The sequence below is a fragment of the Streptomyces sp. WY228 genome, from assembly GCF_019287315.1.
GTDB lineage: Bacteria > Actinomycetota > Actinomycetes > Streptomycetales > Streptomycetaceae > Streptomyces > Streptomyces caviscabies.
This window is the reverse complement of sequence record NZ_CP079114.1, coordinates 933,707-950,481: the sequence shown is the minus strand read 5'-3', so window position 1 is coordinate 950,481 and position 16,775 is coordinate 933,707. Positions and strand designations below refer to the sequence as shown.

At 72.5% G+C, this 16,775-nt stretch carries 14 protein-coding genes; 3 read left to right on the top strand and 11 right to left on the bottom strand.

Translation table 11 applies throughout. The features are described 5' to 3' along the window. Positions 1 to 42: 42 nt before the first annotated feature. The 7 genes from KV381_RS03760 to KV381_RS03730 form a co-directional block, all read right to left on the bottom strand. Positions 43 to 1,077, bottom strand: coding sequence for an acetylxylan esterase (locus KV381_RS03760; RefSeq protein WP_218784535.1), 1,035 nt, complete (start codon positions 1,075 to 1,077; stop codon positions 43 to 45). Between the two features lie 50 nt (positions 1,078 to 1,127). After that, positions 1,128 to 2,426 (bottom strand): BNR-4 repeat-containing protein, encoded by a 1,299-nt coding sequence (locus KV381_RS03755; protein ID WP_167396282.1) that lies wholly within the window; start codon positions 2,424 to 2,426, stop codon positions 1,128 to 1,130. A gap of 204 nt (positions 2,427 to 2,630) precedes the next feature. Beyond that, the gene (locus tag KV381_RS03750; RefSeq protein ID WP_030081367.1) at positions 2,631 to 3,119 is read right to left on the bottom strand and encodes a glutathione peroxidase; all 489 of its coding nucleotides are present in this window, start codon (positions 3,117 to 3,119) and stop codon (positions 2,631 to 2,633) included. Between the two features lie 50 nt (positions 3,120 to 3,169). Continuing rightward, positions 3,170 to 3,694, bottom strand: coding sequence for a GNAT family N-acetyltransferase (locus KV381_RS03745; protein ID WP_030081369.1), 525 nt, complete (start codon positions 3,692 to 3,694; stop codon positions 3,170 to 3,172). Positions 3,695 to 3,754: 60 nt separating this feature from the next. After that, positions 3,755 to 5,092 (bottom strand): chloride channel protein, encoded by a 1,338-nt coding sequence (locus tag KV381_RS03740; protein ID WP_030081378.1) that lies wholly within the window; start codon positions 5,090 to 5,092, stop codon positions 3,755 to 3,757. A 127-nt stretch (positions 5,093 to 5,219) separates the two neighbouring features. Beyond that, a complete protein-coding gene (locus KV381_RS03735; RefSeq protein ID WP_218784532.1) occupies positions 5,220 to 6,689 on the bottom strand; it encodes a DUF2252 domain-containing protein in 1,470 nt (489 codons plus the stop codon). 44 nt (positions 6,690 to 6,733) lie between these two features. Continuing rightward, positions 6,734 to 7,699, bottom strand: a complete 966-nt coding sequence (locus KV381_RS03730; RefSeq protein WP_030081382.1) for a DUF389 domain-containing protein — start codon at positions 7,697 to 7,699, stop codon at positions 6,734 to 6,736. Positions 7,700 to 7,873: 174 nt separating this feature from the next. On the opposite strand from KV381_RS03730, the gene KV381_RS03725 reads away from it, so the two are divergent. Further along, a complete protein-coding gene (locus tag KV381_RS03725; protein ID WP_030081384.1) occupies positions 7,874 to 8,122 on the top strand; it encodes a DUF6011 domain-containing protein in 249 nt (82 codons plus the stop codon). 12 nt (positions 8,123 to 8,134) lie between these two features. On the opposite strand, the gene KV381_RS03720 is transcribed toward KV381_RS03725, so the two are convergent. Together KV381_RS03720 and KV381_RS03715 are read right to left on the bottom strand one after the other, a co-directional pair. Next, the gene (locus KV381_RS03720; RefSeq protein ID WP_218784529.1) at positions 8,135 to 8,956 is read right to left on the bottom strand and encodes an acyl-CoA thioesterase II; all 822 of its coding nucleotides are present in this window, start codon (positions 8,954 to 8,956) and stop codon (positions 8,135 to 8,137) included. 34 nt (positions 8,957 to 8,990) lie between these two features. Further along, positions 8,991 to 11,504 carry an RNA helicase gene (locus tag KV381_RS03715; RefSeq protein WP_030081386.1) on the bottom strand — a complete coding sequence of 838 codons (2,514 nt, stop codon included), beginning with the start codon at positions 11,502 to 11,504 and terminating at the stop codon, positions 8,991 to 8,993. Between the two features lie 137 nt (positions 11,505 to 11,641). Between KV381_RS03715 and KV381_RS03710 the strand changes: the two genes are divergently transcribed. Together KV381_RS03710 and KV381_RS03705 are read left to right on the top strand one after the other, a co-directional pair. Next, positions 11,642 to 12,433: a metal-dependent hydrolase gene (locus tag KV381_RS03710; protein ID WP_030081387.1), complete on the top strand. Its 792-nt coding sequence runs from the start codon at positions 11,642 to 11,644 to the stop codon at positions 12,431 to 12,433. A gap of 116 nt (positions 12,434 to 12,549) precedes the next feature. Continuing rightward, positions 12,550 to 14,085, top strand: a complete 1,536-nt coding sequence (locus tag KV381_RS03705) for an ATP-dependent DNA ligase (RefSeq protein ID WP_218784527.1) — start codon at positions 12,550 to 12,552, stop codon at positions 14,083 to 14,085. A gap of 48 nt (positions 14,086 to 14,133) precedes the next feature. On the opposite strand, the gene KV381_RS03700 is transcribed toward KV381_RS03705, so the two are convergent. Beyond that, entirely contained in the window at positions 14,134 to 15,495 is a 1,362-nt protein-coding gene (locus tag KV381_RS03700) for an NAD(P)/FAD-dependent oxidoreductase (protein ID WP_218784525.1), read from the bottom strand. A 125-nt stretch (positions 15,496 to 15,620) separates the two neighbouring features. Then, positions 15,621 to 16,673, bottom strand: a complete 1,053-nt coding sequence (locus tag KV381_RS03695) for a phosphotransferase (RefSeq protein ID WP_218784523.1) — start codon at positions 16,671 to 16,673, stop codon at positions 15,621 to 15,623. Positions 16,674 to 16,775: the final 102 nt, after the last annotated feature.

Genomic DNA, 16,775 nt, shown 5'->3' with positions numbered 1-16,775 from the left:
AAATCTATTGCACTATCTGCATCAGCTTAGCGTGTGCGCCGGTCACCCGTACGCCGAATCAGCCCGAGTGCGGTGCCCGGGGGCGGCTTCGGACAGGAAGCGTCGCTGAGACTCCTCCAGGGCCGCCGTCTCGTCCGGTTCCCCCGGGTGGTCGAAATGGCCCGCCCGGAGCACGAAGAGCTCGCGCGGCCCCGCCAGCGCCCCGTACACGGCGAACTGCCCGGGCGGAGGGACCGACGGATCGAACAGGGCGGCGCCCACGTGCACGGGGATGCGGATGTGCCGTGCCGCCGTCGCCGCGTCGAAGTACGCGAGGACGTCCAGCACCGACGGGTCGTCCGCGAGCCGCCCGCGCACCGACTCCCCGCTGCCCGTGCACGGCAGGGTCGCACGGAGCGGATGGTTGCCGAAGGTCGGCACGGTGAGCCCGGCGGCCCCGAAACGGTCGTCCCAGGGAAGCGCCAGCGCCCCGATGCCGCCGCCGAAACTCGTACCGAGAAAGGTCAGTGCCCCCGCGGTCTCCGGCACCAGCCGTCGCAGCGCGGTGGCCGCGCACCAGACGTCCGCCACGCACCCGCCGATGAGATAGGAGTCCCGGGACTCGATGCCGTGCAGGACGTGCCCCGCCGAGACCGACGGGACTCCGGGCAGCAGGCTCCGCGTTCCGAGCCCGCGCAGGCAGGGCCAGATGGTCGCGGTCCCCGGCGGGCACTGCCAGGGGTCCGGGGCCGCCCGGCCCCCGTATCCGTGGGCCGCCACACAGCCGCGCGTGACGGGCCCCTCGGCGGGGACGGTCAGCCAGCCGCCGATCCGGACCCCGTCGGTGGACGTGTAGGAGACGTCGGCCACCCGCACGTCGGCCAGGGTGGCCCAGGGCCCCTCGATCCGGGGCGCCGGGTCGACGGAGAACGCCCGGGCGTAGCGGTCCCGCCAGAAGTCGGCGAAGTCGTCGGGCGCCGACGGGGCTTCCACGGCCAGCAGGCGCGGCAGGTCGTAGCCGTGGGTGGGGTCGAAGGGGAAGTCGTGGGGGAGGGGGCCGGGGGCGCTGTCCTGCGGCGCGGGCGGGTGGGGGGACACGTTCTCTCCTCGCGGGGTGGTGAGACGGGCGGCCTGCTGCGGTGTCTTCCTCAGCGGCGCGCGTAGTGCAGGCGGCGGTTCTTGGTGTCCGGGAGGTAGAGGATGTCGTTCCCGTCGCTGTCGCGGCGTACGGCGAGCCGGTCGGCGCTCACTCCGGGGACGGCGGAGACGGAGGTCCAGGTGCCGTTCTTCTCCGTGGCGGCGAAGACGCGCTCGGTCCCGGAACTCTTCACGTAGTAGACGCGCTTGGCGTCGGTCTCGTCCCAGGTGATGCCGAGCGCCGCGCTGGTCTGCCCCTCCGTGTAGACGCTCTGGCGCAGCCAGCCGCCGGCGCTCGGATACGCGTAGAAGACATGGAAGTTCGCCCCGCTCGCGGCGGAGCGGTAGCGGTAGGCCACCTTGGGCGTGGAGCCGTCCAGGGTGAGTTTGGCGCTCTGGACGGCTGCCGCGGTGTATCCGGTGTTGTCCGAACTCCACTCCTCGCCGCTGGTGAAGTCCTGGATGACGTCGGCGGTGTCCGGGGTGGTCGGCACGGTGAGGGCGGCGCCGGAACTGTCCGTGAAACGGCCGGAGTCCGGGTCGAGGCGGAGGTAGGAGAGCTTGTGGCGGAAGGCGGACGACGGCGCCTTGGACCACTCGTAGAGGAGGTGGACGTTCCCGGCGGCGTCCACCGCCAGATCGTCCGGGTAGACGGACCGGTACTGCGCCGACGCGAAGGTCGCGACGACGCTCCACTCGGCGGCCGCGTTGTCCCAGCGGTAGAGCTTGCCGGGGCGGCGGTCGCTGCCGTTGCCGATGCGGGCGGCGAGATAGAGGTCGCCGTTGGGCGCGGTGGTCAGGACCGGATAGGTGATGCCCTGGCCCTGGTCGGGCATGTCGGAGGAGTGATCGGTGACGGGGCCGGTCGTCGCGTCGGTACGGAAGTAGCGCCAGGTGTCGCCGTGCATCGAGGTGAACACATGCAGCCGTCCGCTGCCGTCCCGGGCTACGGAGGGCTGGTTGTGCCCGTTGTCGTCGGTGAACTCCGCCTGCTGCCCGTCCTTCGTGAGCAGCGGCAGACGGCTCCACACCCCGTCGGGGTCGCGGCGTGCGATGGCCGGGCGATGCGTGGCCGCGGTGGAGCCGGGTTCGTTGAACGCGAAGTAGGTGTACTGGCCCCGGCCCTTGTAGGTGGCCGCGGGAGTCCACCACGCCGCCTGGTTGGACTCGTCCATGGTGTACGGGACCTGCTCGACGGAAGCGGTGGGAGCGGCGGCTGCGCCGGCCGGTGAGGCGGCCGGGAGGAGGGCGAGGACGGCCGTCAGGACGGCGGCCGGGGCCAGGAACGCGCGGGACGGGGCACGGCGCACGGTGACTCCTTTGTCGGTTGCGGGCGGATCCAGCAGGGGCGCTGGAGGGGCGACCGCCGGGAATTTACCGTAGATCCCATCAGGTGAATAGAGATTGCACAGTCTGCATGTCATGTGCGTCATCGGAGGGTGTAGCGATCCGCCCGACACAAGGGCCCAAAAAAAGGGGCGGTCCGGGACGTGAGTCCCGGACCGCGCGCGTACTCAGCCCGGCAGCTGTGCCTCGATCGCCGCCACGACCTCCGTGGACTCCGGCTCCGAACGCGGCCGGATCCGGGCCACCGGCTCACCGGCCGGCGAGATCACGAACTTCTCGAAGTTCCACTGGACGTCCCCGGCCTCCCCGTCCGCGTCGGCCAGCTGAGTCAGCTCCGCGTACAGCGGATGCCGGTCCGCACCGTTGACGTCGATCTTCTCCAGCAGCGGGAAGGTGACCCCGTACGTCGTCGAGCAGAAGGTCTGGATCTCCTCCGCACTGCCCGGCTCCTGCCCGGCGAACTGGTTGCACGGAACGCCGAGCACGGTCAGGCCCCGGTCCCCGTAGGTCTGCTGCAGCCGCTCCAGGCCCTCGTACTGCGGGGTGAGCCCGCACTTGGAGGCCACGTTCACCAACAGGACGGTCCGGCCGCTGTACGCGCCCAGCGTGGTCGGCTCGCCCGTGAGGGTGCGCAGCGGAATGTCGTGCAGCGTCATGAAGCTCTCCCTGATCATTGCGTGGTGGTGCACATTGTGCCGCCCGCCGCTCACGGAGCGGCGAGCTCCTTGTAGTAGAAGGTCGTCGGCTTGAGGATGCCCGCCGGATCCGCCGCGTATCCCGGCACGCTCCCGACCTTCGTCCACCCCGCCCCGCAGTAGACCTGCTCGGCCAGGCTGCCGCTCTCGGTGTCCAGGATCAGCAGCGTGATGCCCTCGGTCGCCGCGTACGCCTCGACGGCGGCCAGCAGCGCCCCGCCGAGCCCCTGGCCACGGGCGGACGGCCGGACCATCAGCTTGGCGACCTCCGCGCGGTGCCGGGCGTTCGGCAGCGGAGCCCGGACCAGGGCGATCGTCCCGGAGACCTGCCCGCCCTCCCGGGCGATCCAGATGCCGATGCTCCCCGCCTCCACGGCGGCCGCCCGCTCCCGCCACCAGATGGCGGCCGCCTCCCGGTCCAGCGGGGCCAGAAAGCCCACCGAGGACCCCTCGTCGACGGTCTCGGCCAGGAGACCGGCCAGGTCGTCGGCGTACGTGACCAGCTCGGGGGCGGACACATGGACGATCTCGGTCATGGGAGGTCCTTTCACGATGCGGAAGCACAGGCAGGCGCCGGGAGGAAAGCCACAGGAAGATCACACCGCTTCCGGCCCCGCCCTGTCCACCGGCGCGGGCGTCAGCCGGAGCGTGACCACGTACGCCGCCACCACCGCCACGATCACCAGCGGCATCACCGTGAGCCCCTCCTTGCCCAGCAGGAGCGTCGCCAGGAGCACCGAGGTCATCGGCAGCCGCAGCATCGCCACACACATGGCCCCGACGCCCATCGCGAACCCGGCCGTGAGATCCAGCCCCGGCAGATGGGACAGCGCGATACCGCCGACCGCGCCCACGAACATCGCCGGAAAGACCGGGCCGCCCCGGAAACAGCTCAACGAGGCGCAGTAGGCCAGCGACTTGCAGACGATGAGCAGCACCAGCGCGCCCACCGAGTACGCGGCGCTCCCGCTCAGGAGATGGCCCAGCTCGTGTTCGCCCGAGTACAGCACCTCGGACGCGTCCTTGCCCGAGATCTCCGCGTACACCAGCGCGAGCCCGCCCACGACCAGCCCCAGCACCGCCGTGGCCACCACCGTCCGCCGCTCCACGCGTTCCTGCAGCGCCAGCGACAGCCGCCGGATGCCCGCACCGGCGAAGGCCGCCGCCACACCGAGCACCAGCGCCCACCCGAAGCCGGCGACGCCCGGGGCCGCCGCCGACGGAACCTCGCCCAAGGTCAGGGAGTAGGTGCCGAGCCCCGTCCAGGAACCCAGCCCCGTGAAGATCAGCGCCCCGATCCCCGCGGAGAGCAGCCCGGGCACCAGGACCACGCCCAGCATCGGCCCGGCCAGCCCCGCCACCTCCATCAGCAGGAACGCGCCCAGCAGCGGCGACCCCAGCAGGGCGCTCACCGCGGCGAAACTCCCCGAGGCCCCGACCAGCGCCCGCGCCTCCGGCGCCAGGTCCGGCTTGACGCGGCCCGCCGCCCAGACGGCCAGCCCGCCGCCCAGCGCGATCAGGGGCGCCTCCGGCCCCAGTACGGCGCCCGCGCCCAGCGAGAGCAGCGCCGCGAGCGCGATTCCGGGCAGATCCACCGCGGCCGGCGCTCCGGTGGACACCAGCCCCTCCGCCGGCCGGTGCCCGCCCCCGCCCGGCAGCCGGCGGACGGTGAGCCCGACCAGGAGACCGGCGATCCCGAGCAGCGGCACGGGCCACCACGACGGCGTCGCCTCGAAGCCCAGCGCCCTCGGCAGCTCCGTGTACGTCAGCGACTGGAGCTCCGACACCAGCGCCAGGAAGCCGAACGCGATCGCCGAGACGGGCACCCCGAGGAGCGCCGCCATCAGCAGCAGCCCCGCGTACCTCCGCGTACGGACCGGCGCGTACGGGTCCTCGGGCGCGGCGACGGGTGGGCCCGGAGGTGTGGCCGGCATGATCTCGACTCCTCGGCGTGACGACCCCCGGGAAGGGGACGCGTCCCCACGGGTTCACGTCGGGATACCACGCGGCGGCGGGCCGGGCGTCGCCCCGTCGCCGGGACACGCCCACCGGCGCGGAAGGTCAGCCGCCCGGCCCCGGAAGACCGTTCGCCCCGTCGCCCGCGCGCCCCGCCGAGCCGGCCGCCGGCAGCCGCCCGGCGGCCACCGCGTTCACCAGCGCCCGGTGATCGAGCTCGTTGCGGTCCGCGTACGACTCCGCGAACGTGGCGAGCGCCCGGTCGAAGACGTCTCCGCTCCCCAGATAGCCCGCGATGGCGATCCGGTCGCCCGACCTGGCATGGGCGCGGGCCAGCGTGGCGCCGCACACCTCGCCGAACGCCCGCATCCCCTTCGGCACCATCGACTCCGGCTCCGCGATGCCCTTCCAGTCGCGCAACTGGCGCACATAGAAGTCCCGGCTCTCGCCGTCGATGCCATCGGCCCGCTCCCAGCCGAGGAAGATGTCGCTGGAAGCCTGCATCAGCCGCTGGCCCGCGACGACCCGCTCGCCCTGGTTCGCGTACCGGCTCGCGCCGGCGTACTCGGCCAGCACCGAGGGCCCGGCCTCCTTGGCCTGGAGGAACAGCGGATCCCCGCCGTCCCTGCCGAGCAGCAGGATGATCCAGCACCGGGTGCCGACACTGCCCACACCGACGACCTTCCGGGCCACGTCCACCAGCGTGAAGTCCTCCAGCAGACTGCGCCGGTCGGACACCAGACTCCGGGCGTAGCCCGCCACCAGACCGGCGAACCGCCGGTGGATCTCCGCGCGCCCCACCCCGGGCAGCAGATCGGTGAGGGGCACGACCATCGGCGGGTCCGGGGTGATCCGGAGCCGCCCGCCGACCACCTCGGCGAGCTTGCCGAAGGCCTGCCGGCTGTCCTTGGTACGGGCCCTGCCCAGCGCCCGGTCGACATTCCTGCGCCCCCGGCCGCCCAGCTGCTCCGCGGCCACCGAACGCAGCCGCTCGGCGTCGGTCCGCGCGTACCACACCTCCAGATTGCGCATCCCGGCGAACGCGGCCATCGCCTGTCGGTACGAGCCGACCGCCGCCCGGACGATCCCGGCCCGCTCCCGGTCCGTGAAGCCGTTCGCCCGCCCCGCGATGACGAGGCTGGCCGCCAGCCGTTTGACGTCCCACTCCCAGGGGCCCGGCAGCGTCTCGTCGAAGTCGTTGATGTCGAAGAGCAGATTCCGCTCGGGCGAGGCCAGCAGCCGGAAGTTCAGCAGGTGGGCGTCGCCGCACAGCTGCGCCCGGATCCCCGAGTCGGGGCTGCCCGCCAGGTCGGCGGCCATCAGGGCGGCCGCGCCCCGGTAGAAGCGGAATGGGGACTCGGTCATCCGGGCGTAGCGGATCGGGACCAGTTCGGGCACCCGGTCGGCGGACTGTGCTTCGAGGACGGCCAGCGGGTCGGGGCGGTGCGGCGACGGCGTGAACTCCGCATGGCCCGACCGCGGCGCGACCCGGCGCGCGGCCTTGCCCAGCGCCGCCCGTTCGGCCGGTGTCGCATGCGGTGCGGCGCGCAGCGGTGCGGCGGCTTCCCGGTCCATGAGGTGCCCCTTCCGGAGTGCGTCGGGCGTCTTCGGGCAGTGCGTCAGACCTCTTCGGCGAGCCGGCGCTCACGGTCGCGCCGCAGGCCGACCCGCCGCCAGATCGCCCGCTGGGCCTTGAGCGTGGCGGTGCCCACCACGATCAGCACCAGGATGTTCACCACGAGCTGGACGGCCGAGCCCCGTACGTCGGACCAGCTGGTGAACGCGGTGGAGACGGCGATGTCCGCGGCGGCCGGGATCGTCGTCACGGAGATGAACACCCCGAGCAGGGCGCTCGTCCTGGCCTCGGTGAGCGACACGATCCCGACGATCCCGGCCAGGGTGGCGACGGCCACCGAGAAGAAGTTCGGTGTGTTGATGAGATTGGAGACGGGCCGCAGCCCCCGCTCGAAGGCCTCCGACTCCAGCCCGAAACCGCGGATGAGGAGGGCGAAGAGGAAGGTGACCACGATGGTGAGGAGAAAACCGGCGCCCAGGGCGGCCAGCCCGCCGCGCACCATGGCCCGCCGGCCCCGGTCGATCCCCAGCGCCACGCTGACGATGGCGCCGTACTCCGGCCCGACGACCATCGCGCCCACGATAAGGATCTGCGAGTTGGTGACGATGCCGACCGAACCGATCAGACCGGCGATCACCAGATAGAGGTAGAAGCTCGGCGGATACCGCCCCCCGGACCGGATGCGTGCCTCGACCTGCTCCCAGACCGGCGCCCGGCTCAGCGGCCCCAGCTCGCGCTGCCCGCCTTCGGTGGCCGCGCCGGAGAACGCCATGTCGACCGGTTCGATGACGAGGGAGCCCCGCTGGTCGAGGTGGACGGCGCGCAGACGGTGCAGGACCTCGTTGGCCGCCCCCGTCAGCACGTCGCAGGCGATGGAGTCGCCGTCGGGGTTGCGGGCCGCGTCGCGCTGGACGATGAGATTGAGGACGCAGGGGTCGCCCGAGAGCCGGCCGACGACCTCGTCGGTCAGGTCCGGCGGGCTCACCGCGCGGATGTGGATCATGTCCATCCCGGCACCTCCGCGGCTCCCGGCCCCGTCGCCCGGAGCCGTGCCCCGCCGGTGGCCCGGGGCTCACTCCAGTAACGCGGCCCCGGCCCCGTTCGGCAAACCGGACGCCCGGCGCCGAACCCGGCGGAACGGACGCGGGCCGCCGCCACGCAGCCGTACTGGGAGGATCAAGGGGTGGACACTCCCGAAACCTTCCCCGAACCGCTGCCCGGGGCCGACGGAACCGCCCCCCGGGACACGGCGGCCGAGCAGCCCCGGGGCCGCCGCCTCGTCCGCTGCCGGCTCTGCGGCCGCCCCCTCACCGGGACCGACTCGCGCCGGGCCGGCCTCGGGCCGTCCTGCGACGCCAAGCTGCACCCCGCGCCGCCGGACATCCGCACCCGCCGCCACGAGGTCGACCAGGACCCGCTGCCCGGCACCTGAGCCGGAACGCCGCTACGGCTCCAGCCGCCGGAACAGCCCCTCCTGCACCACCGACACCAGCAGCTGCCCCGAACGGTCGTAGATCCGCCCCCGCGCCAGCCCCCGGCCACCCGTCGCGATCGGTGACTCCTGGTCGTACAGGAACCACTCGTCCGCCCGGAACGGCCGGTGGAACCACATGGCATGGTCCAGCGACGCCATGTCGAAGCCGCGCGGCCCCCACAGCGGCTCCACCGGGATACGGACCGCGTCCAGCAGCGTCATGTCGCTCGCGTACGTCAGCGCGCAGGTGTGCACCAGCGGGTCGTCGCCCAGCGGCCCCACCGCCCGCATCCACACCGCGCTCCGCGGATCGGCGTCCTCGACCTCGTCCTTCGTCCAGCGCAGCCGGTCGACGTAACGGATGTCGAAGGGCTGCCGCCGGGCCATCCGCTCCAGCGCCTCCGGCAGCGCGCCCAGATGCTCGCGCACCTCCTCGGCGACCGTCGGCAGCTCCTCCGGGTCCGGGACGATCCGGGCCGGCGGCAGCTGGTGCTCGAAACCCGCCTCCTCGGGGCGGTGGAAGGACGCCGTCAGATTGAAGATCGTCCGGCCCTCCTGCACGGCCGTCACCCGCCGGGTGGTGAAGGACCGCCCGTCCCGCACCCGCTCCACCTGATAGACGATCGGCACCCCGGGCCGCCCCGGCCGCAGGAAATAGGCGTGCAGCGAGTGCACCGGCCGCTCCCCGTCGGTCGTCCGGCCCGCCGCCACCACCTGCCCGCGACGCCTGCGGCCGCGGAAGATGTTGACCTCTGCCCGCAGATCGACCAGACGCTCGGCCGGATTCGTCATGCCGTACCTCTCCCGTTACGCGTCAGGGTCCGGTTCACAGCTGGCCGACCTCGGTGACCCGGACGACCGCCCGGCCCTCCTCGTCGGACGCGGCGAGATCCACCTCGGCCTTGATGCCCCAGTCGTGATCGCCCGCCGGGTCGGCGAACGCCTGCCAGACCCGCCACAGCCCGTGCGCCGGGTCCTCCTCGATCTTCAGCAGCTTCGGACCGCGCGCGTCCGGACCGGTCCCGATCTCCTCGTGCGCGTCCCAGTACGCGTCCAGCGCCTCGCCCCACGCGTCCTCGTCCCACCCGGCCTCGCCGTCCAGCTCGCCCAGCGCGCCGGCCCGGTCCAGCGCGGCCAGCTCCACCCGGCGGAACATCGCGTTGCGCACCAGCACCCGGAAGGCGCGGGGGTTGGCCGTGACCGGCTTGACCTCGTCCGCCTTCTCCTGGGCCTGCTCGGCGGTCTCCACCTCGGGGTTGGCCAGCTGCTCCCACTCGTCCAGCAGACTGGAGTCCACCTGACGCACCATCTCGCCGAGCCAGGAGATCAGGTCCTGGAGATCCTCCGACTTCACGTCGTCCGGGATCGTGTGCTCCAGCGCCTTGTACGCGCTCGCCAGATACCGCAGCACGATGCCCTCGGTCCGGGCCAGCTCGTAGTGCGAGGTGAACTCCGTGAACGTCATGGCGCGCTCGTACATGTCCCGGATCACCGACTTCGGCGACACCGGGTGGTCGTTCACCCACGGGTGGCTCGTGCGGTACACGTCGTAGGCGTGCCACAGCAGCTCGCTCAGCGGCTTCGGGTACGTGACCTCCTGCAGCCGCTCCATCCGCTCCTCGTACTCGACCCCGTCCGCCTTCATCTGCCCCACGGCCTCGCCGCGCGCCTTGTTCTGCTGGGCGGCCAGGATCTGCCGGGGATCGTCCAGCGTCGACTCGACGACCGAGACCATGTCCAGCGCGTACGAAGGCGATTCGGCGTCCAGCAGGTCGAACGCGGCCAGCGCGAACGTGGACAGCGGCTGGTTCAGCGCGAAGTCCTGCTGGAGATCGACCGTCAGCCGCACGATCCGCCCCTCGGCGTCCGGCGTCTCCAGCTGCTCCACCACACCGCCGTCCAGCAGCGAACGGTAGATCGCGATGGCCCGCCGGATGTGCCGCAACTGCGCCCGGCGCGGCTCGTGGTTGTCCTCCAGCAGATGCCGCATCGCCTCGAAGGCGTTGCCCGGGCGGGCGATGACCGCGAGCAGCATCGTGTGCGTCACCCGGAAACGGGAGTTCAACGGCTCCGGCTCGGACTGGATCAGCTTGTCGAAGGTGGTCTCCGACCAGGCGACGAAGCCCTCCGGGGCCTTCTTGCGGACGACCTTGCGCTTCTTCTTCGGGTCGTCGCCCGCCTTCTTGACGGCCTTCTCGTTCTCGATGACGTGTTCGGGGGCCTGCGCCACGACGAAGCCCGCCGTGTCGAAGCCGGCCCGCCCGGCGCGGCCCGCGATCTGGTGGAACTCCCGCGCGCGCAGGGTCCGCACCCGGGTGCCGTCGTACTTGGTGAGCGCCGTGAACAGCACCGTACGGATGGGGACGTTGACGCCGACGCCGAGCGTGTCCGTCCCGCAGATCACCTTCAGCAGACCCGCCTGGGCCAGCTTCTCCACCAGACGGCGGTACTTGGGCAGCATGCCCGCGTGGTGCACGCCGATGCCGTGGCGTACGTAACGGGAGAGGTTCTGGCCGAACTTGGTGGTGAAGCGGAAGCTGCCGATCAGATCGGCGATCCTCTCCTTCTCCTCCTTCGTGCACATGTTGATGCTCATCAGCGACTGCGCCCGCTCGACCGCCGCCGCCTGCGTGAAGTGCACGATGTAGACCGGCGACTGCCGGGTGTCCAGCAGCTCGGTCAGCGTCTCGGTGATCGGCGTGAAGCGGTACTCGTAGCTCAGCGGCACCGGACGGGTCGCGGAACGCACCACCGAGGTGGGGCGGCCGGTGCGCCGGGTCAGGTCCTTCTCGAACATCGAGACGTCGCCGAGCGTCGCCGACATCAGCACGAACTGCGCCTGCGGCAGCTCCAGCAGCGGAATCTGCCAGGCCCAGCCGCGGTCCGGCTCGGCGTAGAAGTGGAACTCGTCCATCACGACCTGGCCGATGTCGGCGTACTTGCCGTCGCGCAGCGCGATGGAGGCCAGCACCTCGGCCGTACAGCAGATCACCGGGGCGTCCGCGTTGACCGAGGCGTCGCCGGTGAGCATGCCGACGTTCTCGGTGCCGAAGAGCTTGCACAGGTCGAAGAACTTCTCCGACACCAGCGCCTTGATCGGCGCCGTGTAGAAGGTGACCTTGTCCTGGGCCAGCGCGGTGAAGTGCGCGGCCGCCGCCACCAGGCTCTTCCCGGAGCCGGTCGGGGTGGACAGGATCACGTTCGCCCCGGAGACCACCTCGATCAGCGCCTCCTCCTGAGCCGGATAAAGCGTGATGCCCTGGCTCTCGGTCCATGAGGAGAAGGCCTCGAAGAGGGCGTCCGGGTCGGCGGTCTGGGGAAGCTGGTCGATGAGGGTCACGCCCCCATCTTGCCTGTCTTCCGCCCGGATGAGGGAACCGGCGGACGGCACGAAGATCACGGACGGTACGCTGCGCACTCAACCAGCCCACGCCGTACCGGTGATGGGCGCACGAACCACTGGGGGCGGGACAGACCATGATGGGACCGGCACACTCTCTGTCAGGGGCGGCGGCCTGGCTGGGGGTGGGCGCGGCGGCCACCGCCGCGGGCCACACGATGCCCTGGCCCGTCCTCGTCGTCGGGGCGCTGATCTGCGCGGGCGCCGCGCTCGCCCCTGACCTCGACCACAAGTCCGCGACCATCTCGCGCGCCTTCGGCCCGGTCTCCAAAGCCCTCTGCGAGATCGTCGACAAACTCTCCTACGCCGTCTACAAGGCCACCAGGAGCGCCGGCGACCCCCGCAGGACCGGTGGGCACCGCACCCTCACCCACACCTGGCTGTGGGCCGTCCTCATCGGCGGCGGCTGTTCCGTGGCCGCGATCACCGGCGGCCGCTGGGCCGTCCTCGTGATCCTCTTCGTCCACCTCGTGCTCGCCGTCGAGGGCCTGCTCTGGCGGGCCGCCCGCGTCTCCAGCGACGTCCTGGTGTGGCTGCTCGGCGCGACCAGCGCCTGGATCCTGGCCGGCGTTCTCGACAAGCCCGGCCACGGGGCCGACTGGCTGTTCGACGCCCCCGGCCAGGAGTACCTCTGGCTCGGCCTGCCCATCGTGCTGGGCGCCCTCGTCCACGACATCGGCGACGCGCTGACCGTCTCGGGCTGCCCGATCCTGTGGCCCATCCCGATCGGCCGCAAGCGCTGGTACCCGATCGGCCCGCCGAAGGCCATGCGCTTCCGGGCCGGCAGCTGGGTCGAGATGAAGGTGCTGATGCCCGCCTTCATGGTCCTCGGGGGAGTGGGCGGGGCCGCCGCCCTCAACTACATATGACGCCCTCGCCCGGCCGGTCGGCACGACGTATGACGCCTCGCCCGGCCGGTCGGCGTCCGGTGCGTCCGGTGCTTCTCCGGCGGGCGGCGCGCCCCGCCCCGTAGCACCATGGGCGCATGCTGCTCGCCGAGCTCGCCCAGGTGTCGCTGGAGGTCGCCGCCACCTCCGCCCGGTCCCGGAAGGTGGCCCTCCTCGCCGGCCTGTTCCGGGACGCCGGACCCGAGGACGTTCCCGTCGTCATCCCGTACCTCGCCGGACGGCTGCCCCAGGGCCGCATCGGCGTGGGATGGCGGACCCTTGGGGACCCTGTCGAACCGGCCCCGGAGCCCACGCTCACCGTCACCGGCGTCGACGCCGAGCTGACCGCGCTGGCCGCCACCTCCGGCCCCGGCTCCCAGGCCCGGCGCAAGGAGCGGCTGCGCGCCCTGTTCGCGGCCGCCACCGCCGACGAGCAGCGCTTCCTGCGGGCCCTGCTCACCGGCGAGGTACGCCAGGGGGCCCTGGACGCCGTCGCCGCCGACGCCCTGGCCCGCGCCGCCGAAGCACCGCCCGCCGACGTCCGGCGCGCCGTGATGCTCGCCGGATCGCTCCAGCAGGTCGCCGGGGTGCTCCTCGCGGACGGCCCCGACGCGCTCGCCGCCTTCCGCCTCACCGTCGGGCGGCCCGTCCAGCCGATGCTCGCGCACACGGCCGGCTCGGTCGGGGACGCGCTGGACAAGCTGGGCCCGTGCGCCGTGGAGGAGAAGCTCGACGGGATCCGGGTACAGGTCCACCGCGACGGCGACCGGATCCGCGCCTACACCCGGACCCTCGACGACATCACCGACCGGCTGCCCGAGCTCACCGCCGCCGTCGCCGCCCTCCCGGCCGGCCGCTTCATCCTGGACGGCGAGGTGATCGCGCTGGGAGAGGACGGCAGGCCCCGGCCCTTCCAGGAGACCGCCTCCCGGGTGGGCTCACGGCGGGACGTGGCCGGAGCGGCGGCGCACGTGCCCGTCGTGCCGGTCTTCTTCGACGCGCTCCTCGTCGACGACGAGGACCTGCTCGACCTGCCCTACGCCGACCGTCACACGGCCCTGGCCCGGCTCCTCCCGGAGAACCTGCGGGTCGGCCGCGCCCTCGTCGCCGACCCGGACGACCCCGGCACCCGCGCGGCCGCCGACGCCTTCCTCGCCGACACCCTGGAACGCGGCCACGAGGGCGTCGTCGTCAAGGACCTGGCCGCCGCCTACAGCGCGGGCCGCCGGGGCGCGTCCTGGCTGAAGGTGAAGCCGGTGCACACCCTGGACCTGGTGGTGCTGGCCGTCGAGCGGGGCAGCGGCCGGCGCACCGGCAAGCTCTCCAACCTGCACCTGGGCGCCCGGCGGCCCGACGGTACGTTCGCGATGCTCGGCAAGACCTTCAAGGGGCTCACGGACGCCCTGCTGGAGTGGCAGACCGAGAAGCTGGGCGAGCTGGCCACCGACGACGACGGCCATGTCGTCACCGTACGCCCGGAACTCGTCGTGGAGATCGCCTACGACGGACTCCAGCGCTCCACCCGCTACCCGGCGGGCGTCACCCTGCGATTCGCCCGCGTCCTGCGCTACCGGGAGGACAAGACCGCCCAGGAGGCGGACACCGTGGAGACGGTCCTGTCCCGGCAGCGCTGAGCGCGCCCCCGTCCTTCGAAGGGCGCGCTCACCGCGGTGTCCGGCCGGTCAGTGCTTGATGACCGTCGACGCCGTGTGCTCCTTGATCTGCTCGGGCGTCAGATAGACGTCCGTGTACTCGAAGTCCCGCAGCGTCGCCGGCTTGCGGGACTGGAACCCGGTCCGTACGAAGTCGTCGCCGGCGACCGCGTTCAGCATCCAGTTCGTCATGACGCGGGTCTTGGCGACGTTCGTCCGCAGCGCCGACCAGTGGTAGCCGCGCGCCACCGCCTGCGCGGGCAGCCCGTGCAGCTCGATGCCCAGCGGCTTGGACACCGCGTCCTTGCCGCCGAGGTCCACGACGAGCCCCAGGTCCTTGTGCACATAGTCCTTGAGCGGCTGACGGCGCAGCGAGGCGATCAGATTGTCGGCGAGCACCCGGCCCTGACGCATCGCGTGCTGCGCGGTGGGCGGGCAGACCGCCCCGTCGCCCTTCGCCAGGTCGGGCACCGCTGCCGCGTCGCCGAGCGAGAACACCCCGTCCTCGCCCGGCAGCGTCAGCTGCGGCGTCACCGCGAGCCGGCCGCGCACCGTCTCCGCGCCGAGGGTGGCGATCAGCGGGCTGGCCGCCACTCCGGCGGTCCAGATCAGGGTCCGGCAGGGCAGCACCCGGCCATCGGTGAACGTGACCTCCTCCGGCCCCGCCTTGGCGATCGACACCCCGAGCGACACCTCGATGTTCCGCTTCCGGAGCACCTCCAGGGCGGCCTGCCCCAGCTTGTCGCCCAGCTCCGGCATCAGCTTCGGAGCGATGTCGATCAGATGCCACTTGATCAGCCGGGCGTCCAGCCGCGGATAGTGCTTCACCGCGTTGGTGGTCAGCCGCTGGAGGCAGGCCGCCGTCTCGGTGCCCGCGTAACCGCCGCCGACCACCACGAACTGGAGCCGCGAGGCCCGCTCGGCCTCGTCGTGACTGGCGTCCGCCAGATCCAGCTGGGCGATCACGTGATCCCGGACGTACGCCGCCTCGGCCAGCGTCTTCATGCCCCGGGCGTGGTCCAGCAGCCCGGGGATGTCGAAGGTCCGGGTGACGCTGCCCGCCGCCAGCACGATGTAGTCGTACGGCTCGTTCACGATCTCGTCCGTGATCTTCCGGATCACACAGACCTTCGCCCGGGTGTCCACGCCGATCGCCCCGCCCGGCACGATCCTGGTCCGGTGACGGCGGCTGCGGCGCAGCGACACCGCGACGGACTGGGGGGTGAGAACCCCGGAGGCCACCTGGGGGAGCAGCGGCAGATACAGCTGGTACGAGAACGGTGTGACGAGCGTGATCTGGGCCTCGCCCGGAGCGAGCCTGCGCTCCAGGCGGCGTACGCACTCGACGCCTGCGAAGCCGGCGCCGACGACGAGAATCCTGGGTGGTGCCACGGTCTGCGTCCCTTCTCGGGCTTGCGTGGTTCTGCGCTCGCCTGCCCCGTTTACCGGGTGATTCACCCCTCATCCTCACCGGACGTCCCGCCATCCGCCTCCTGGCAGAGGTGAACGGGGGCCGCTCACAGCGGCGGGGCGACCGACAGCTCCCGCAGCCAGTGAGCGGCCTCGGCGTCCCCGGGTGCGGCCGCCGCACCCGGCGGTACAGGGAACATCCGCCCCCACGAGGCGGCCCGGCCGAGCGCCGCCAGCCGCCAGGCCAGGCTCACCGCACGGCGCAGCCCGGCCGCCGTGACGCCCCCGCCGGTCCACGGCTCCAGATAGGCGTCCCGCAGCCGGGGCAGCACCTCCGGGCCGAACCGCTCGCGGGCGGCCCGGGCGGGCACCAGCAGACTGTGGAAGGGATGCCCGACCAGCGCGTCGCCCCAGTCGAAGAAGGCGAACCGGCCCGGCGCGGGCTCGAAGAGCTGGCTCTCGTGCAGATCGGCGTGGTCCAGCGAATCCGCCACCCCCGACGCCGCCAGCTCCTCGCACCAGTCCGTCACCCGGGGCCGCAGGGCCGCCAGTGCCACCCGGTCCTCCGGGGTCAGCGCGGAGTTCTCCGCGACCAGCCGGTCGAACAGCGCCGGCAGATCGCGCGGCCGGGCCGCCGGCACCCCGAGCGCCACGATCTCGTCCGTGTACGGAACCAGCGCCCACTGCATCGCGGCGTACTGACGCAGCGGCTCCTCCCAGTACCGGGGGTCAGGATCGACGGGCTGTCCTTCGAGCAGCTCCCACAGCACCGGACCACCGTCCGGGACGAGTGTCCAGCCGCGTTCCGCCTCGACGGCGAGCGGCGTCAGCACCTGGGCGGGAACCCAGCGGGCCAGGGCATCGGCGAGCCCGGCCTCGAAGGCCGCGGCGGGCGGAACGGCCTTGAACCACACCGGCGCACGGTCCGCGACGGCCAGCCGCACCAGCACCGACCAGGGGCGCAGGCGCACCTGCCGGGGGCCGGACTCCACGAGGCCGTGGGCGGCGAGACCCCCGGCCACCCAGTCGAGCACCTCGGCCCGCCAGACCGGGTCCTCCCACGGCGACACGGCATCCGGAAAGCGTCCACGGTCCACGGTCGTGATCTTCTCGTCGCTGCGCACCGGCTCATTGGAGCACCGGCTCCGGCGAGAACGCATCAGGATTTCTCGCCCGCACCGGCCCTTCGGAAGCACCCTCCGCGAGGCGCGGGAACGGGTGCTCGCGCCCTCTTCGCCCTTCGGTACCACGGGAGTTCGGCC